17 protein-coding genes are annotated in these 15,649 nt (G+C 69.7%); 13 read left to right on the forward strand and 4 right to left on the reverse strand.

All coding sequences use genetic code 11. The features are described 5' to 3' along the window. Nucleotides 1-117: 117 nt before the first annotated feature. Together OKW78_RS08530 and OKW78_RS08535 are read left to right on the forward strand one after the other, a co-directional pair. Entirely contained in the window at nt 118-414 is a 297-nt protein-coding gene (locus OKW78_RS08530) for a hypothetical protein (protein ID WP_281194773.1), read from the forward strand. A 78-nt stretch (nt 415-492) separates the two neighbouring features. Further along, entirely contained in the window at nt 493-1,587 is a 1,095-nt protein-coding gene (locus OKW78_RS08535; protein WP_281194774.1) for a TRC40/GET3/ArsA family transport-energizing ATPase, read from the forward strand. Nucleotides 1,588-1,617: 30 nt separating this feature from the next. On the opposite strand, the gene OKW78_RS08540 is transcribed toward OKW78_RS08535, so the two are convergent. Together OKW78_RS08540 and OKW78_RS08545 are read right to left on the reverse strand one after the other, a co-directional pair. After that, complete coding sequence (locus OKW78_RS08540) at nt 1,618-2,262, reverse strand: hypothetical protein (protein WP_281194775.1); 645 nt, start codon at nt 2,260-2,262, stop codon at nt 1,618-1,620. Continuing rightward, the gene (locus tag OKW78_RS08545) at nt 2,259-2,987 is read right to left on the reverse strand and encodes a hypothetical protein (RefSeq protein WP_281194776.1); all 729 of its coding nucleotides are present in this window, start codon (nt 2,985-2,987) and stop codon (nt 2,259-2,261) included. Before OKW78_RS08545 ends, OKW78_RS08540 begins: the two co-directional genes overlap by 4 nt. Before the next feature lie 123 nt (nt 2,988-3,110). On the opposite strand from OKW78_RS08545, the gene OKW78_RS08550 reads away from it, so the two are divergent. Then, entirely contained in the window at nt 3,111-3,848 is a 738-nt protein-coding gene (locus OKW78_RS08550) for a DUF2103 domain-containing protein (RefSeq protein WP_281194777.1), read from the forward strand. 28 nt (nt 3,849-3,876) lie between these two features. Here the strand turns inward: OKW78_RS08550 and OKW78_RS08555 are convergent, their stop codons facing one another. Next, nucleotides 3,877-5,178, reverse strand: a complete 1,302-nt coding sequence (locus tag OKW78_RS08555; RefSeq protein WP_281194778.1) for a rhodanese-like domain-containing protein — start codon at nt 5,176-5,178, stop codon at nt 3,877-3,879. A gap of 191 nt (nt 5,179-5,369) precedes the next feature. Between OKW78_RS08555 and OKW78_RS08560 the strand changes: the two genes are divergently transcribed. The 7 genes from OKW78_RS08560 (at nt 5,370) to OKW78_RS08590 (ending at nt 11,743) form a co-directional block, all read left to right on the forward strand. After that, nucleotides 5,370-5,687, forward strand: coding sequence for a DUF6516 family protein (locus tag OKW78_RS08560; RefSeq protein ID WP_122105253.1), 318 nt, complete (start codon nt 5,370-5,372; stop codon nt 5,685-5,687). Nucleotides 5,688-5,721: 34 nt separating this feature from the next. Continuing rightward, a complete protein-coding gene (locus OKW78_RS08565) occupies nt 5,722-6,138 on the forward strand; it encodes a transcriptional regulator (RefSeq protein ID WP_122105254.1) in 417 nt (138 codons plus the stop codon). A 74-nt stretch (nt 6,139-6,212) separates the two neighbouring features. Beyond that, nucleotides 6,213-6,980: a P-loop NTPase gene (locus OKW78_RS08570; RefSeq protein WP_281194779.1), complete on the forward strand. Its 768-nt coding sequence runs from the start codon at nt 6,213-6,215 to the stop codon at nt 6,978-6,980. Continuing rightward, entirely contained in the window at nt 6,977-7,624 is a 648-nt protein-coding gene (locus tag OKW78_RS08575; protein WP_281194780.1) for a hypothetical protein, read from the forward strand. The genes OKW78_RS08570 and OKW78_RS08575 overlap by 4 nt, the downstream gene beginning before the upstream one ends. Before the next feature lie 118 nt (nt 7,625-7,742). Beyond that, nucleotides 7,743-8,372, forward strand: a complete 630-nt coding sequence (locus OKW78_RS08580) for a hypothetical protein (protein ID WP_281194781.1) — start codon at nt 7,743-7,745, stop codon at nt 8,370-8,372. Between the two features lie 272 nt (nt 8,373-8,644). Next, entirely contained in the window at nt 8,645-10,990 is a 2,346-nt protein-coding gene (gene ppsA / locus OKW78_RS08585) for a phosphoenolpyruvate synthase (protein WP_281194782.1), read from the forward strand. A 105-nt stretch (nt 10,991-11,095) separates the two neighbouring features. Further along, nucleotides 11,096-11,743: a halocyanin domain-containing protein gene (locus OKW78_RS08590; protein WP_281194783.1), complete on the forward strand. Its 648-nt coding sequence runs from the start codon at nt 11,096-11,098 to the stop codon at nt 11,741-11,743. A 59-nt stretch (nt 11,744-11,802) separates the two neighbouring features. Here OKW78_RS08590 and OKW78_RS08595 read toward each other — a convergent pair whose 3' ends face one another. Beyond that, the gene (locus OKW78_RS08595; RefSeq protein WP_281194784.1) at nt 11,803-12,849 is read right to left on the reverse strand and encodes a glycosyltransferase family 4 protein; all 1,047 of its coding nucleotides are present in this window, start codon (nt 12,847-12,849) and stop codon (nt 11,803-11,805) included. A 120-nt stretch (nt 12,850-12,969) separates the two neighbouring features. On the opposite strand from OKW78_RS08595, the gene OKW78_RS08600 reads away from it, so the two are divergent. From OKW78_RS08600 to OKW78_RS08610, 3 genes are read left to right on the forward strand one after another with little or no spacing between them, the layout of a single operon-like run. After that, entirely contained in the window at nt 12,970-14,814 is a 1,845-nt protein-coding gene (locus OKW78_RS08600; protein ID WP_281194785.1) for a S9 family peptidase, read from the forward strand. Nucleotides 14,815-14,869: 55 nt separating this feature from the next. Further along, a complete protein-coding gene (gene srp19, locus OKW78_RS08605; protein ID WP_281194786.1) occupies nt 14,870-15,148 on the forward strand; it encodes a signal recognition particle subunit SRP19 in 279 nt (92 codons plus the stop codon). 2 nt (nt 15,149-15,150) lie between these two features. Next, entirely contained in the window at nt 15,151-15,381 is a 231-nt protein-coding gene (locus OKW78_RS08610; protein WP_122105263.1) for an H/ACA ribonucleoprotein complex subunit GAR1, read from the forward strand. The last annotated feature ends 268 nt before the right edge of the window (nt 15,382-15,649 follow it).

The following is a 15,649-nucleotide window of genomic DNA, read 5'->3' on the forward strand; positions in this document are numbered from 1 at the left end:
AAGGGGTATCGTTCGCGGTCGCCGGACGGTCCCGGACGATCGGTGGACGGTCACGGACGAACGACCGACGACGACCTCGGGGGAAACCGTTAATCCCCTCGGCGGGAACCGTGGAACATGGTTCCCTGGGCGTGCGGCTTCGACGGGTGTGACGCCGTCTTCGAGGACGTGGAGTCGGTCGTCCTCCACCAGACGCGAGAACACCAGCGCCACGAGTGTAAGGTGTGTGGCACGATCGTCCCGGACGGCTACTTCGCGATCCGGCACGCGTTCGACGAGCACACCCGCGCGGAGTACGTTCGCGCGTACGACGCCGACTCCGCGGCGGTTCGTCGGCGCGAACAGGTGAAACGCGAGATCGAGACCGAAGCGAACCTCCAGACGGTCGTGGAGCGACTCGACGGGTCGGTGTAGACGGTTTCCCGCGCCCCACAGTCGTCGTTTTCGGCCCGGACCGACGGGTACACAAGCCCGCCGCCGCCAGTGGCGAGCATGGACGACATCGACGTCGAACCCGTCGACCGCGTCGGCGATGAGGACGACGGACTTCCGCGGGACGTGGACGCGCCGGAGTACGTGCTGTACGGCGGGAAGGGTGGCGTGGGGAAGACGACGATGGCGGCCGCGACCGGGCTCTCCTCGGCGTCGAGCGGCGTTCCGACGCTCGTCGTTTCGACGGATCCCGCCCACTCGCTCTCGGACACCTTCGGGATCGACGTCCCCGCGGAACCCGCGGTGGTCCACGAGGACGTGCCGCTTTACGCCGTCGAGATCGATCCCGATGCCGCGATGGAAGAGGGGATGTTCGGCGCTGACGGCGATCCGCTCGGCGGACTCGGCGAGATGGGCGAGGCGATGGGCGGCATGCCGGGAATGGGCGGGATGGCCGACGACGCTGCCGAGGGGATGGACGACGCGCCCGGCTCCCTGCTCGGCGGGACGATGCCCGGTGCCGACGAGGCCGCGGCGATGCGGCAGCTACTGGAGTACCTCGACGACCCGCGGTTCGACCGGGTCGTCGTCGACACCGCGCCGACCGGCCACACCCTCCGACTCCTCCAGCTCCCCGAGATCATGAACTCGATGATCGGCCGCGTGATGACGCTCCGCCAGCGGTTCTCCGGCATGATGGACGGCATAAAGGGGATGTTCGGCGGGGGCGAGGAGGAAGGTGATCCGAGCGCCGACCTCGAGGAGCTTCAAGCCCGGATCGAACGGCTCCGGAACGTGTTACGCGATCCGGACCGGACCGACTTCCGCGTCGTCACCATCCCCGAGGAGATGAGCGTCGTGGAGTCCGAACGGCTCGTCGCCCGGCTCGACGAGTTCGAGATCCCGGTGAACACGCTCGTGGTCAACCGCGTGATGGAGCGGGTGAGCGACGTGGCCGACGTCGACCCCGAGTGGATCGTCGAGCCCGACCCCGAGCACTGCGAGTTCTGTGCGCGACGCTGGGACGTCCAGCAGGCGGCACTCCGGGACGCGACCGACCTCTTCCGTGGACGCGACGTGAAACGGGTGCCGCTTCTGGCGAAGGAGGTGCGCGGCGAGGCCGCGCTGCGGGTGGTCGCGGCGTGTCTCGCCTGATCGACGACGGTGGAGGCGCCCCGAAACGCCTCATTCCCCGGAGCCGCCCGACCGCGCGAGGAGTCCGTCGCGGATCCGCTCCGCGACGCCGGTGAGGTGTGCCTGTCCGAACGTCGCCACGACCAGCGCGCCGATGGAGTTGTACATCAGGTCGAGGACGGTGTCGTCGAGACCGTGTTGTGCGAGCGGCATGGTGACGCCGGTCGCGCCGGCGATCACGTCGAGCCCGAACTCGAACAGCTCCCAGACGACGCCGAACGCGAGGACGACGAGGAGGATGAAGACGAACGCGAAGCGGCTGGGGATCCGGATCCCGTCGCTGTGGAGGTCGACGGCGCGCAACACCGTGTAGCCGACGCCGGCGACGAGTGACGCCGAAAGCGAGTGAGTGAGGTGGTCCCACCACGGGATCTGCGTGTAGAACCAGGCCGACCCGATGGCGTGGAAGAAGACGGCGCTCGTGATCCACAGCGCCAGCCAGGGGTCGAGCGGGACCTCGTAGTTGCGTTCGAGCGCCGCCGGAACGAACGTGATGAGCAGCGCGATCCCGCCGTTGGAGATGGCCTTCGGCGCGCCGGCGACGATCCCGTAGACGACGATGGCGGCGAGGACCGCCTGCATCGTCCGGGAGAGTCGCTTCTGGTTCCGGGCCGACGGTCGAGGGAGCAGCGTCATCGGCGCACCACCCGCCGGAGCGCGCGGCGGAGTCGCCGTCCGCGCCGCCGGAAGTAGACGTCGAAGAGGATCCCGGCGGCGAGCCCGGCGAGCGTCACGTAGATCCACTCGACCATCAACGCCTCGTTGGTCGTCAGGTACGACGTGCCGTAACGACGGTCGAGGTTCCACCGGAGGATCGACCAGGCGGCGGCCGTGGCCAGCGTCGTCATCACGACGAGGACGACGGCGAACCAGTGAGTCACCCGCAGCGAGGTGAACATGTGGAGGTCGACAGTGATGACGAGCGCGAGCGCCGCGATCGCGAGGTAGACGGCGAAGACGCCCAGATCACCACCCAGGAGCGCCCCGACCAACACGGGCAACAGCGCGAGCGCGAGCAGCTCCCACGGGAGCATCGCCCGCGGGTCGCGCGCCGCGACCGCGGGGGCGACGACGACCGCGACGACGGCCGTCGTGAGGGCCATCGAGAGGAGGTCGAACTCGAGCAGGCTCTCGAGGAACGTCCCGACGAGCACCGCGACCATCGCCCAGGCGATCAGCGCGTTCGTTCGCCCGCTTCGGAACAGCTGGTCGGCCCACTCCCCGTCGACCGCGTCCTCGATGAGCGACTCGATAGGGCCGGGCGACCCGTCGTCCGGATCGCCCTCCGTCTCGTCCAGTCCAACGTCCGCCTGGTCCGGTTCCTCCTTCGTCCCGTCGGATCCGGATCGGTCGGCATCCATACGTCCCCTGTGTGCGGCATCGACTAATATCGGTTGCTCCACTCGGGCCGACGGCGGTACGGTTCGTGACCCGACGGGTATCCGAACGGACGGTCTTTTATCCGGCACGCGCCACCGGTCGGTATGAACTGCCGGCGGTGCGGGACGTCCCTCGAGAAGCCCGGGGACTACTGTCTGACCTGTAACACCGCCAACAGCGACGCGGTCGTCGTGGCGTTCTCGGACGCGCGCGCGGAGCTGGCGATGCTCGAGGAGGACGAGGTCGTCGGACGAACGGCGATCACGACCCGTCCGGAGGACGACGAGGAGCTGAGCCACGTCCAGCTCCGCAACTTCGCCGGCCGCGTCGCCGACGAGATCCGCCGGAAGCGTCCCGAGACCGTGTACGCCGCCGGCGCTCGCGAGCCCCTCCGGGAGACGCGCGCACAGCTCCACCACGAGTTCTACCGCGTGCCGGACGGGGACGCCGACGGCGACGTCGTCGAGTGGGTTCTCGACCGCCGCGGCGACCGCGCGCTGGAGGTGGTCGAGACGCCGCCGCGCGAGAAGGTCGGCGGCTCCCACTCGACGCTCATCGGCGACCGGAAGGGTCGACGGGCGGTCCGAACGGTGGCCGAACATCCCCACGTGAAGAAGATCGTCCCCGGCCCGATCGACGCCGGCGGCACCGGATCGCGGACGGGATTACGTGCGAAGGCGACGCGCGCGGGCACGAACGGCAACGTCCGGCTCCTCCTCCGCGACGGCTCCAGCGTCCAGGAGAACCGGATCGTCACGACCGCGATGGACCGCGAGACCGGCGAGCGCGTTCGAAAGGATCTGAACGAGGCGTTGCGGGAGGCCGATCTACAGGACGAGTGAGCTTCCAGGTCCGTCGTCGGTCCCGCTCTCAGTCGTCCGCCTCGGGCTCCGGCGCGGGCTCGGCCGCACAGCGGTTCGGCCCGAGTTCGAGGTCGGTCGCATCGACCTCGTCGTCCGGCACCTCGACCCCGCGGTTGGCCGCGATCACCGACTCGTAGTTCGGGGGCTTCTCCGGCAGCGTCGCCGTGATCTCCTCGACGAACGCCTCCCGATCCCGTCCGAGCAGATCGATCCCGGTTCGCGCCTCCCCGACCGTCGTCGCCACGGCCTCGCCGGGGACCGCCCCACCCGTGGTCCCGTCGGCGGCGACGGAGAAGTGTCCGGGCAACACGACGACGTCGTCGGGCTCCGCGAGCAGGGTGCCGTGGAGCGAGTCGTAGAGCCGCTCCGCGCCGGTTCGTGCGCCGGCGGACTCCCGTTCCGTTGCCTCGTCGCCGGGTTCCCGTTCCGTCTCGCTGCCGGCCGCGAACTGGAGCTCCGTGCGCCCGACGCTGTCCGTGAAGAGGGTGTCGCCGGTGAGGACGGCCGACCGGCCGACGAGGTAGCTCGCCATGTCGTCGGTGTGGCCGGGCGTCGCGAGCGCCTTCACGTCGATCCCGCCGACCTCGAGGGTCGCGTTGCGTTCGATCGGCTCGAAGTCGTAGGCCACGTCGCGCGCCTCGGCCGTCGCCGGGAGGAGATAGGGGACCTCCAACTCGTCCGCGAGGGCACGGCCGCCGGAGAGGTGGTCGGCGTGGACGTGGGTGTCGAGCACGGCCGCGATGGACGCGTCGTGCTCGGCGGCCGCGGCGAGCCACTCCTCGCCGTGACGGGAGACGTCGACGGCGATGGCGACGCGGGAGCCATCGGAACCACCGACGGCGACTCTGGGGCCGTCCTCGTTCTCGTCCCCGTATCCGCCCACGACGAGGTACCCCAGACAGCCCTTCGCGCGGCGCTGGATCTGGACGACGTCGAGGGAGTCGTCGCCGGCGTCGGGGAGGGGAACCTCGACGCGGTCGTAGACGGCCGACCAGCCGCGCATGCCGTCGTCGATGGCGTAGACGTCGTCGTAGCCGGCGGCCGCGAGGTCGTCCGCGAGCGCGTGCGAGGACTTCCCCTTCGCGCAGACGGTCACGACCGTCTCCGTGGGTCCGATCCCGGTCGCCCTCTCGAACTCGTCGCGGTCGAACGTGTGGAACGGCTTGTAGACGTAGTTGATCGAGTCGGCGATCCGCCAGCCCGCGTAGCTCTCCTCGGGCCTGGTGTCGACGACGACGAAGTCACGCTCGCCGCGTCGTGCCGCGTCGAGCATATCGCGGAACTCGTCTGCGGTGATCGTCTCGACCATGACGGAGTATTGATACGGACGGACAAAAGCGCTGTTCCCGGTGATGAGCGAAACGGATGCGTCGTGAAACCCCGAGGCGTGCTATGCCCCGAGGTCCCGTGACGGAACTCCCCGACGTCTTCGCCATGGTCCCGATGTTGGTCACACACCCAACGCTTATGGTGTTGGCTGCCGTCCCAACGCCGAGAGGGATGGCCCAGGAACCGTTCTTTCAGTACACGCACGTCGAATCCGGCCTCGTCGAGAACGTCGTGCTTCGGCCGACCGACGCCACCGAGACGTACCCCTCGGGCTGGAAGTACACGCTCCACCTGGGCACCCTCGACGATCTCACGCTCGTCCGGTACGACAACTCCCACGAGGACACGAAGGGCCACGAACATCACACCGCAGCCGGCGACGTCGACGACGTCGAGTTCCCGGGAATGGAGGACCGGCTCGTCGAGTTCTGGGCGAGTACGGACGAGTACTGGGACGCCGTCGGCGGCGATCCACCCCGGCCGTACTGACCGACCACCACCCGATCCACTGATTCACCCACCCATGACCACGCTTCACATCACCGTCGGCGACCGAGAACAGCTCCGCGGGGACGCACTCCAGTTCGTCAGGGACGTCGAGGCCGACGGTCTCGACGACCAGGAAGGAACGGCGACGCTCCAATTCGGGACGTACGACGACCTCATCGACAGCCTCACGCCGCTTCGCCTCGAACTCGTCCGGGCGATCGCGGAGAACGGTCCCGAGAGCATGCGCGAGGCGGCCCGCCTCGTCGATCGCGACGTGTCCGACGTCCACTCGGACCTCAAGCAGCTGGAAGTGCTGGGTATCCTCACGCTGGAGGAGGGCGGCCCGGGCGGCGCGATACGACCTCTCGTTCCGTTCGATCGGATCGAGGTACACGTCGACTACCCGCTCGTTGATGGGGACGATGCCGACGACGCACGCGCAAGTGCCTAGTCCGAGTCCGTCGTCACCCGCGCGCACGTCCGACCGATAGACAGTTTTTAGCGGGTCGACACGGTGGAGGAGGCATGGTCGAGGCGTTCGCGGTCGCCAGCGGCAAGGGCGGCACCGGCAAGACGACGAGCACGCTCGCGCTCGGGATGGCGCTCGCCGAGGAGCACGACGTGACCGTCGTCGACGCCGACACCGGAATGGCGAACCTGCTGTTTCACACCGGGCTCGACGACGCGACGGTCACCCTCCACGACCTGCTCGTCGAGGGGACCGCGACCGACGTCTCGGAGGCGACCTACGAGCGGTTCGGGCTCTCCGTCGTCCCCTGTGGCACCTCGCTCGAGGGCTTTTCGGCGGCCGACCCCGCGCGGCTCCGCGAGGTCGTCGCGGAACTCGCCCGCGACACCGACGTCCTCCTTCTGGACTCGCCGGCCGCGCTGGGCTCGAAGTCCGCGGTGTTGCCGGTCGTCCTCGCCGACCGAGTCGTGGTCGTCGTCGAGCCGACGATTCCCGCGCTCTCGGACGGACTGAAGGTCCAGGAGTACGCCCGCTCGTACGGCACCGAGACGGCCGGCGTGCTGCTCAACAAGGTCAGAGAGCCCGCCGCGGCGATCGCCGAGCAGGCGGGTCGACACTTCGGCGGGCCGGTACTCGCGGAGGTGCCCGACAGCGACGTGGTCCGCGCGGCGCGGCGGGCGGGCAAGCCGCTCTTAGCACACGCGCCCGACAGCGAGCCCGCGGAGCGGTACCGCGAGGCGGCCGCCCGGCTCGAAGTGCGCGACGGCGACGAGGACGCGGTGGCGGCGCGGTTCAAGAGCGCGGTCGTCCCCGACACCCCATGAGCGGATCGACGGACGCGCCGGTCCTCGAGATCCCGCGCGGTGACCTCCTCCGCTCGCGGGTCGTCTCCGACGTCGGCACCACCCTGTCCGCCGCGCTCGAGCGGTCGTTGACGGGGTACGCGACGGTCGTTCCCCAGGAGACGCTGCTGCTCTCGGGCGACGCGCGCGGCGTGCTCACCTTCGAGGCGGGCGTTCCCGTGTTGGCGTACAACACCGTGACCGACAGCGGCGGTGCCGACGCGCTCGCCGAGCTTGCCGTACCCGGTCCGTATCGGGTGGAGCTGTACGCGGTCGCACCCGAGGCGCTCCGGGCCGCCCACGACGAGGAGGCGCTCCGAGTCCCGCCCGCGGCGGCGGCGACGGAGCTCGCCGACGACCCCGACCTCGCCGAGCGAACGCGCGAGGCCGCGCCGGCCGACCGTCTGGCGGACGAGGAGGACGAGGAGGCGGACGCGGTCGCGGCGTTCCTCGCGGACGACGACCGGATCGCGGCGATCCGGGAGCAGGCGCGCAGCGAGGCGAGGGAACGCGCGAGCGAGTGGGGACTGGACGACGCGCTCGCTGACGACGAACCCGACACGCTCGCCGACGACGACCCCGACACGCTCGCCGACGACGACCCCGACACGCCGGAGCGGTTTTGACCTCGCCGAACCTACGTCCGCCATCACCGTATTCCGTCTCCTTCGACTGACCACGCCGTCGGACTTCGCCGACTGGTACGCCGCGAGCCGCGCGTACACGTACCACGTCGCCGACGGAATGGGCTTTCCGGGGGCCGACGCGATCGACGGCGACCGCGTGGCGACCGCGCTGGCGACCGACCCGACCGACCTCTCGCCGGCGGCGGCACGGTCGGTGGCGACGACGCTGCTCGCGGACGGAGTCTTCTCGGAGCCCTACTGCGAGTGGATGCCGCTCTGGTACGAACTGGGCCTCCTCGCGCCGGTCAGGTACGGGGAGTGGCGGCTTCGGCGAGTGGCCCGCGAGGTGGCCGCCGCCGCGGCCGTGACCGCGACCGCCCCGCGGTTCTCACGGCCACGAGACGTCGTCGTCGACGGGCGCCCCGCGCTCGACGGCGTCTCCGGGTTCCGCGAACGGTTCCTCGCGGCGGCCGCGCTCCTCCATTTGGAGTGGTTCGTCCACGCCGCGCACGCCGACGGGATCGACGTCCCGAACGGCCTCGTCGAACGGGCACGCGAGGAGTCGCTGTCGTACTACGCCGGCGACCGTGACCGCCTCTCTCCGGATATCCGGCGGTTCCAGGAGCTGCTCTTCGCCGACGACGACTGGGTCGCTCGAGTGGACGCGGCCTACGGGCTCGACAGTCGGCTGTTCGGCCTCTGGGAGCGGATCCTTCGGGACGAACGACGGCGGCTCACGGCGACGTGACGACGGCCGGGGTGTTACAACATCTGTAACATGTGATCGGATCCGACGTTCGAGCAGCAAGTAAGTATAGGTCGGGCGAACTCATGAAGGGAAGTACGGACCGTTCGTCGGTTCGTCAATCCCGCGACGAACTCGGCCCTCTTTCGCCTTCGAGCTGCCGGTAGAGCGCACCGTCGATCGACGCCGACAACTCGGTCTCGAGTAATCTTTTATTCGCCGATGTTTTGTTCGGAAGATTCATACGGTGGGTAGTATATCCACCGAACATACGAATGGCAGTACTCTGGCTGGACGACGTCGACGCCGACGACATCGGGACCGTCGGCGGCAAGGGAGCGTCGCTGGGCGAACTCATCGGCGCGGGGCTGCCCGTCCCGCCGGGATTCGTCGTCACGGCGGGGACCTACCGCGAGTTCATCGAGGAGGCGGAGATCGACGAGGAGCTGTTCTCCGCCGTCGACGTTGACCCCGAGGACTCCGCGGCGCTCCGGGAGGCGGAGGCGACCGCCCGCGAGCTGATCACGGAGACCCCGTTCCCCGAACCGGTCCGCGAGGGGATCTTGGAGAGCTACCGCGAGATGGGCGAGGACGGCGAGGAGGCGTTCGTCGCCGTCCGCTCCTCGGCGACCGCCGAGGACCTGCCCGACTCGTCGTTCGCCGGCCAGCAGGAGACGTTCCTCAACGTCCGAGAGGCCGACCTCCTCCGGCGCGTGAAGGAGTGCTGGGCGTCGCTTTTCACCCAGCGGGCGATCTACTACCGCCAACAGCGCGGCTTTCCCCACGAGGACGTCGACATCGCGGTCGTCGTCCAGCGGATGGTCGACGCCGAGAAGTCGGGCGTGCTGTTCACGAGCCATCCCTCGACCGGCGACCCACAGATGACGATCGAGGCCGCCTGGGGACTCGGCGAGGCGGTCGTCTCGGGCACCGTCTCTCCGGACAACTACGTGTACGACCGCGGCCGCGGGACCGTGGAGAACGTCACGATCGCCGACAAGAAGGTCGAGATGGTGAAGGACCCCGAATCGGGCGAGACGGTCCAGCTCGAGGTCGGGGAGGACCGACGGAACGAGCGCGTCCTCTCGGACGCGGAGATCGAGGAGCTGGTCGGGCTCGGCGAACTCGTCGAGGACCACTACGGCACCCCCCAGGACGTCGAGTGGGCGATCTACGAGGGCGAGGTGTACATGCTCCAGTCGCGGCCGATCACCACGATCCGCGAGGACGCCGGTGACGACGCGGCCGCGGGCAGCGTCGGTGACTCGACCGGCGGGGCCGCGGCCGACGGGAACGGCGACGCGAGCGGCTCCGGAGCGGAGGACGGCGCGAACGACGACGCCGACGTCCTCGTCGACGGGCTCGGCGCGAGCCCCGGCGTCGTGTCGGGTACCGTCCGGATCGTGACGAAGCTCGACCACCTCGACCAGGTCCAGGAGGGCGACGTGCTCGTGACCGAGATGACGATGCCGGACATGGTGCCCGCGATGAAACGTGCCGCGGGGATCGTGACCGACGAGGGAGGGATGACGAGCCACGCCGCGATCATCTCCCGGGAGCTCGGCGTTCCGGCGGTCGTCGGCACGGGTAACGGGACTCGCGTGCTGGAAGAGGGCGGGGGCGTGACCCTCGACGGCGACAAGGGAACCGTCCGCGCCGGAGCCGACGAGGCGGCCGAGTCCGGCGAGGAGTTCGAGCCGGTCGAGGCCGCACGGCCGGAAACGCCCGTCAAGCCGATGACCGCGACGGAGGTGAAGGTGAACGTCTCGATCCCGGAGGCCGGCGAGCGGGCGGCCGCGACCGGCGCGGACGGCGTCGGCCTGCTCCGGATCGAGCACATGGTGCTGTCGCTCGGGAAGACGCCGGAGAAGTACATCGCCGACCACGGCAAGCGAGCGTATCAGGACGAGCTCATCGAGGGCGTCCGGCGGGTCGCGGACGAGTTCTATCCGCGACCGGTTCGGGTTCGAACGATCGACGCGCCGACCGACGAGTTCCGCGATCTCGAGGGTGGCGACGGCGAGCCGAACGAGCACAACCCGATGTTGGGCTGGCGGGGCGTCCGTCGGAGCCTCGACAAGCCCGAGCCGTTCCGCCAGGAGCTCGCCGCGTTCGCGCGGCTCATCGACATGGGATACGACAACCTCGAGGTGATGTTCCCCCTCGTCAACGACGCCGCCGACCTCGAGGGCGTGAAACGCCACATGCGCGATGCGGGGATCGATCCGGAGACACACCGGTGGGGCGTGATGATCGAGACGCCGGCGAGCGCGCTCCAGATCGACGAGCTCGCCGAGGCGGGGATCGATTTCGCCTCCTTCGGCACCAACGACCTGACCCAGTACACGCTCGCGGTCGACCGCAACAACGAGCACGTCGCCGACCGCTTCGACGAGCTCCACCCCGCCGTTCTCCGGCTCATCGGCGATACGATCGAGCGGTGTCGCGAACTCGGCGTCGACACCAGCATCTGCGGACAGGCCGGTTCGAAGTCCGAGATGGTCGATTTCCTCGTCGAGGAGGGCGTCTCCTCCATCTCCGCGAACATCGACGCGGTCCGAGACGTCCAACACGAGGTCAAACGGGTCGAACAGCGGTTGCTGCTCGATTCGGTTCGCTGAGGTCGGCCGGAAGCGACTGGCGGACCGACCGGAAGCGGCGGCGGTCACCGGTTCCGAGCGAGCGGAACCAACATATTCACTATCGGCGGCGACGAACCCGGATCCATGAGCACGGACGACGTCTCTCGGCGCACGTTCATGCGGACCGCCGGCGGCACGGCCGCCGCCGTCGGCGGGGCCACGGCCGCGACGGGCACCGCCGCGGGACAGGAGGACGGAGGCGGGAGCGAGGAGCCGGACTGGCCGAGCGCCACGAACGGGAACGTGGGGTCCTACCAGGACGCCCGCGGCGAGAGCGAGGTGACGGTCTCCGTGGGTGCCGGTGACCAGGGACTCGCGTTCGACCCGACGCAACTGTGGGTCGACCCGGGAACGACCATCACCTGGGAGTGGACCGGCAACGGCGGCGCACACAACGTCCAGACCGTCGATGACGGCGGCCCGGCCAGCCTCGATAGCGGCGACCCGGTCGACGAGGAGGGCTACACCTACGAGTACGAAACGAGCGAGGAGGACGCCGGCATCACCCACTACCACTGCGTCCCCCACACGTCGGTCGGCATGCACGCCGGACTCGCCGTCGGCGAGGACGTTCCGACGGTGGACACCGGCGGGGGAGAGAGTAGCGCAGTGTTCGTCCCCGAAAGCGCCCGTGCGCTCACCATCGCCACGTTCATCGCCATGGTGAGCACCCTGGGGCTCGCGTTCGTCTTCATGAAGTACGGCGGAACGATCGCCCCCGACGAGGCCTGAACCGCGACTCCGCGCGCTCCCTTCTCCCGTCACCGGTCTTCGGCCGTGTAGGTGCAACCTCAAGTCGCGCCGAGCTCGCGGTAGACGTCGACGTATCGGTCGAGGATCGCGTCGCGGCCGTACGTCTCGAACGCGGGATCGCTCGTTCGCCGCTCGAGATCGCCGACGGCGGCCATCGCGTCGGCCAGCTCCGCGGGGCTCGTGACGAGTCGTCCGCGCTCGCGACCCTCGACCAGTTCGTGGGCGCTCGAGTCGGCCTGGTACTCGACGAGCCCGACGCAGCCACAGGCCAACGCCCACAGCAGCTCCGTCGCGAACGTCTCCCAGCTCGCCGTCTGCGCGAAGACGTGAGTGCCTTTGAACACCGAGACGCGCTCGTCGAGCGGTAGGTCCCCGAGAAACGTTACCCGGTCGTCGATCCGGAGGTCCTCGGCGGTTGATTCGATCCGGGCGCGCTCGGGACCGTCGCCGATCACGGCCGCGTTCCAGTCGCGCCCGCGGAGCTCGGCCAACGCCAACAGGAACGTCTCGACGTTGGCGTGGCGGTCGAGCCGCCGCGAGTAGACCGCGTCGAAGCGGTCGTCCGACTCCGTCTCGTGGACGAGGTCGAGATCGACGCTCTCGGGGATCACTCGAACCGCCGAGCCGTCCGCGCCGTGTTCGCGGATCCGCGTCTTCGTCGTGCGCGAGGGCGTCGAGACGGCGTCCGCGTCGCGCGCGAGCAGCCGGTAGGCTCGCCGCGAGTCAGCCGGGTGATCGCGCCACCAGTCGACGAGCACGGGCGGACCGCCGATCCGACCGGCGAGGGTCGCCGCGAGCGCCGGCGTCGGCGGACTGTTGACCGCGTGGACGACGTCCGGGTCGAGCCGGCGGACGGCCGCCGGAACCCGCGCCGCGAACGCCGTCGGTGAGGGGTCGACGACGACGGACCGGTACGTGACGTCGTTGGTCTCGAACGTCGACGCCTCGCCGCCCCACCAGCGGGCACACAGCCACGTCACGTCGTGGCCGCGGTCGGCGAGCCCCGCGGCGGTCCGGTGCGTCCGGGAACGCGCCGGCGTGTCGCCGTGTTCGGGGCTGAAAAGCGAGACGAACGCGACGCGCATACGACGACCGGAGGACGGGGGCGAACAAAAAGACCCGCGATCCGCCCGGCGGGACGCGGCGCGTCCGGGAGACGTCGCATCCACCCGAAACGGTTTCTCCCCCGCGACGGAACGGGACGTATGCACCGATACGACGTCGAGCGCTACCTCAACGTGCGGGGGGCGGGCGGCGCGGACCTGGGTCCCGACGGCCGACTCTCGTTTCTGCTCGACACCACCGGAACCTCGCAGGTGTGGTCGGTCGACGCCCCGCTCTCGTGGCCCGAGCAACGCACGTTCTTCGAGGAGCGCGTCACGTTCGTCGACGGGTCGCCGGAGCGGTCGGAGGCCGTCTTCGGCATGGACGAGGGCGGAAACGAGCGCGCACAGCTGTACCGGCTCGACTTCGGGTCCGGAGAGATAACTGATCTCACGGAGCGTCCGGGAGCGAAACACCGGTGGGGCGGCTGGACGAGCGACGGCGAGCGGTTCGCGTTCGCGTCGAACCGCCGCGAGGAGGCGGTCTTCGATGTCTACGTTCAGAACCGCGACGGCGTCGGCGACGACGCGGAGCTCGTCCACGAGGGCGACGGCTGGCTCTCCGTGGCCGGCTGGTCGCCCGCCGACGACCGGCTGATCGTCCACGAGGCGCACTCCTCGTTCGACCACGACCTGTACACCCTCCACGTCGAGTCGGGCGAGTTGACACACCACACGCCCCACGAGGGGGACGTTCGGTACGGAAGCCCCGAATGGGGACCGGACGGCGAGGCGATCTACCTCGTCACCGACCGCGAGACCGACACGCTTCGTCTCGAGCGGCTCGACCTCGAGACCGGCGATTTCGGCGTCGTCGACGGCGAGGAACGCGGGAGGACGGCACCGGACGCCGACCCCGACGAGGGTGGCTGGAACGTCGACGGCGTCGCGATCCACGAGGAGTCCCGTCGGATCGTGTACTCGCGGAACGTCGACGGTTACACGGAGATAACCGTCGGCGAACTGGTCGCGCCCGACCGGATCGACGAGTTCCCCGAGCCCGATCTGCCGAGGGGCGTCGCCGGCGGCGTGAGCTTCGGTCCCGACGGCGACCGGTTCGCGATCACCGCCACGGGCAGCACCGACAACGCGAACGTCCACGTCGTCGAGACGACCACCGGCGAGACCGAACGCTGGACGAACGCCTCCACCGCCGGGATCCCTCGAGACACGTTCGTCGAGCCCGAACTCGTCCACTATCCGACCTTCGATGAGCGGGAGATCCCCGCGTTCTTCTCGGTGCCCGAGACGGACGCGCCCGAGTCGGGGTATCCCGTCGTGGTCGACATTCACGGCGGACCGGAGTCACAGCGTCGGCCATCCTTCGAGGCGGTCAAGCAGTACCTCCTGAACGGCGGGTACACGGTCTTCGAACCGAACGTCCGCGGCTCCTCGGGATACGGGAAGGCGTACGCCGCGCTCGACGACGTGGAGAATCGGATGGACTCGGTCGCGGACCTGCGGGCCGGCGTCGAGTGGCTCCACGACCACCCGGAGGTCGACCCCGACCGGATCGTCGCGATGGGCGGCTCCTACGGCGGGTTCATGGTGCTCGCGGCGCTGACGGAGTATCCGGAGCTGTGGGCCGCCGGCGTCGACGTCGTCGGCATCGCGAACTTCGTCACCTTCCTCGAGAACACCGGCGACTGGCGGCGCGAGCTTCGCGAGGCCGAGTACGGCTCGCTCGCCGAGGACCGGGAGTTCCTCGAGTCCATCTCGCCGATCAACAACGTCGAGTCGATCGAGTCGCCGCTCTTCGTCCTCCACGGCGCAAACGACCCGCGGGTGCCCGTCGGCGAGGCCGAGCGGATCGTCGAGGAGGCCCGCAAGCAGGACGTTCCGGTTCGCAAGCTGATCTTCGACGACGAGGGACACGGCTTCTCGAAGCTGGAGAACCGGATCGAGGCGTACCGCGCGATCGTCGAGTTCCTCGGGGAACACGTCTAGGGAGAAGACGACCGCAGTCCGAAACGACCTTACCCCGCGGGCCCGCCTCACCGGTATGGTCGAGAACGTCGTGTATCCCGCCTACTTCGACGCCGACCGGTCGCGGTCGGAGGGTCGCCGCGTCCCGACGGACCTCGCCGTCGAGGACCCGACCGTCGACGAGATCGCGAAGGCGGTCCAGCAGGTCGGCTACGACGCGGTGATCGAACGGGAGAAGACGTACTCTCGCGAGTACGAGCCCCGCGGCGCGGTGGTGGTGCGCGGCACCGACGACACCGCGAAGAACGACCTCGTACAGGCGATCGCCGCCTACATCGGGATCCTCCGCGAGTGACGATGCGCCGCGTCGGCACCGTCGTCAGAACCGCCCAGGGGCTCGCGATCGCCCGCGCCGATCCGGGAGAGGAACCGCCGGACATCGGTGCCGGCGTCGTCGACGAGTCCCTCTCGCGGGTCGGCCGCGTCGTCGACGTGTTCGGGCCGGTCTCACACCCGTACGTCGCCGTCACCCCCGACGACGGCGTCGCGCTCGCCGCGCTCGTCGGCGGACCGCTGTACGCCCGGTGAGAGGCGATCATCGGTAGAGAGCGATTCCCCCAGCCGCTCGGCCGTCGACACTCAGTGGCTCGAGCGGTGGCGCGCGCCTGCGAGCGGCCGCCGTGGCGGCCGCGAGTAGCCCGCGCGAGGTCGCCGGCGCGGAGCGCCGGCTGCTCGGAAATCTTTGATTTCCGGTGGAGGACGATACGACCCGCCAGCGGTTCCGGCGGGTCGTTGAGCCCGAGGCTGGGGAGGCGTGAGGTGCGGGGCGGTCCCGCGAGTGAAACGAGCGGGAGTA

This window comes from Halorubrum sp. F4 (genome assembly GCF_027257195.1).
In the GTDB taxonomy this organism is placed as follows: Archaea; Halobacteriota; Halobacteria; order Halobacteriales; family Haloferacaceae; genus Halorubrum.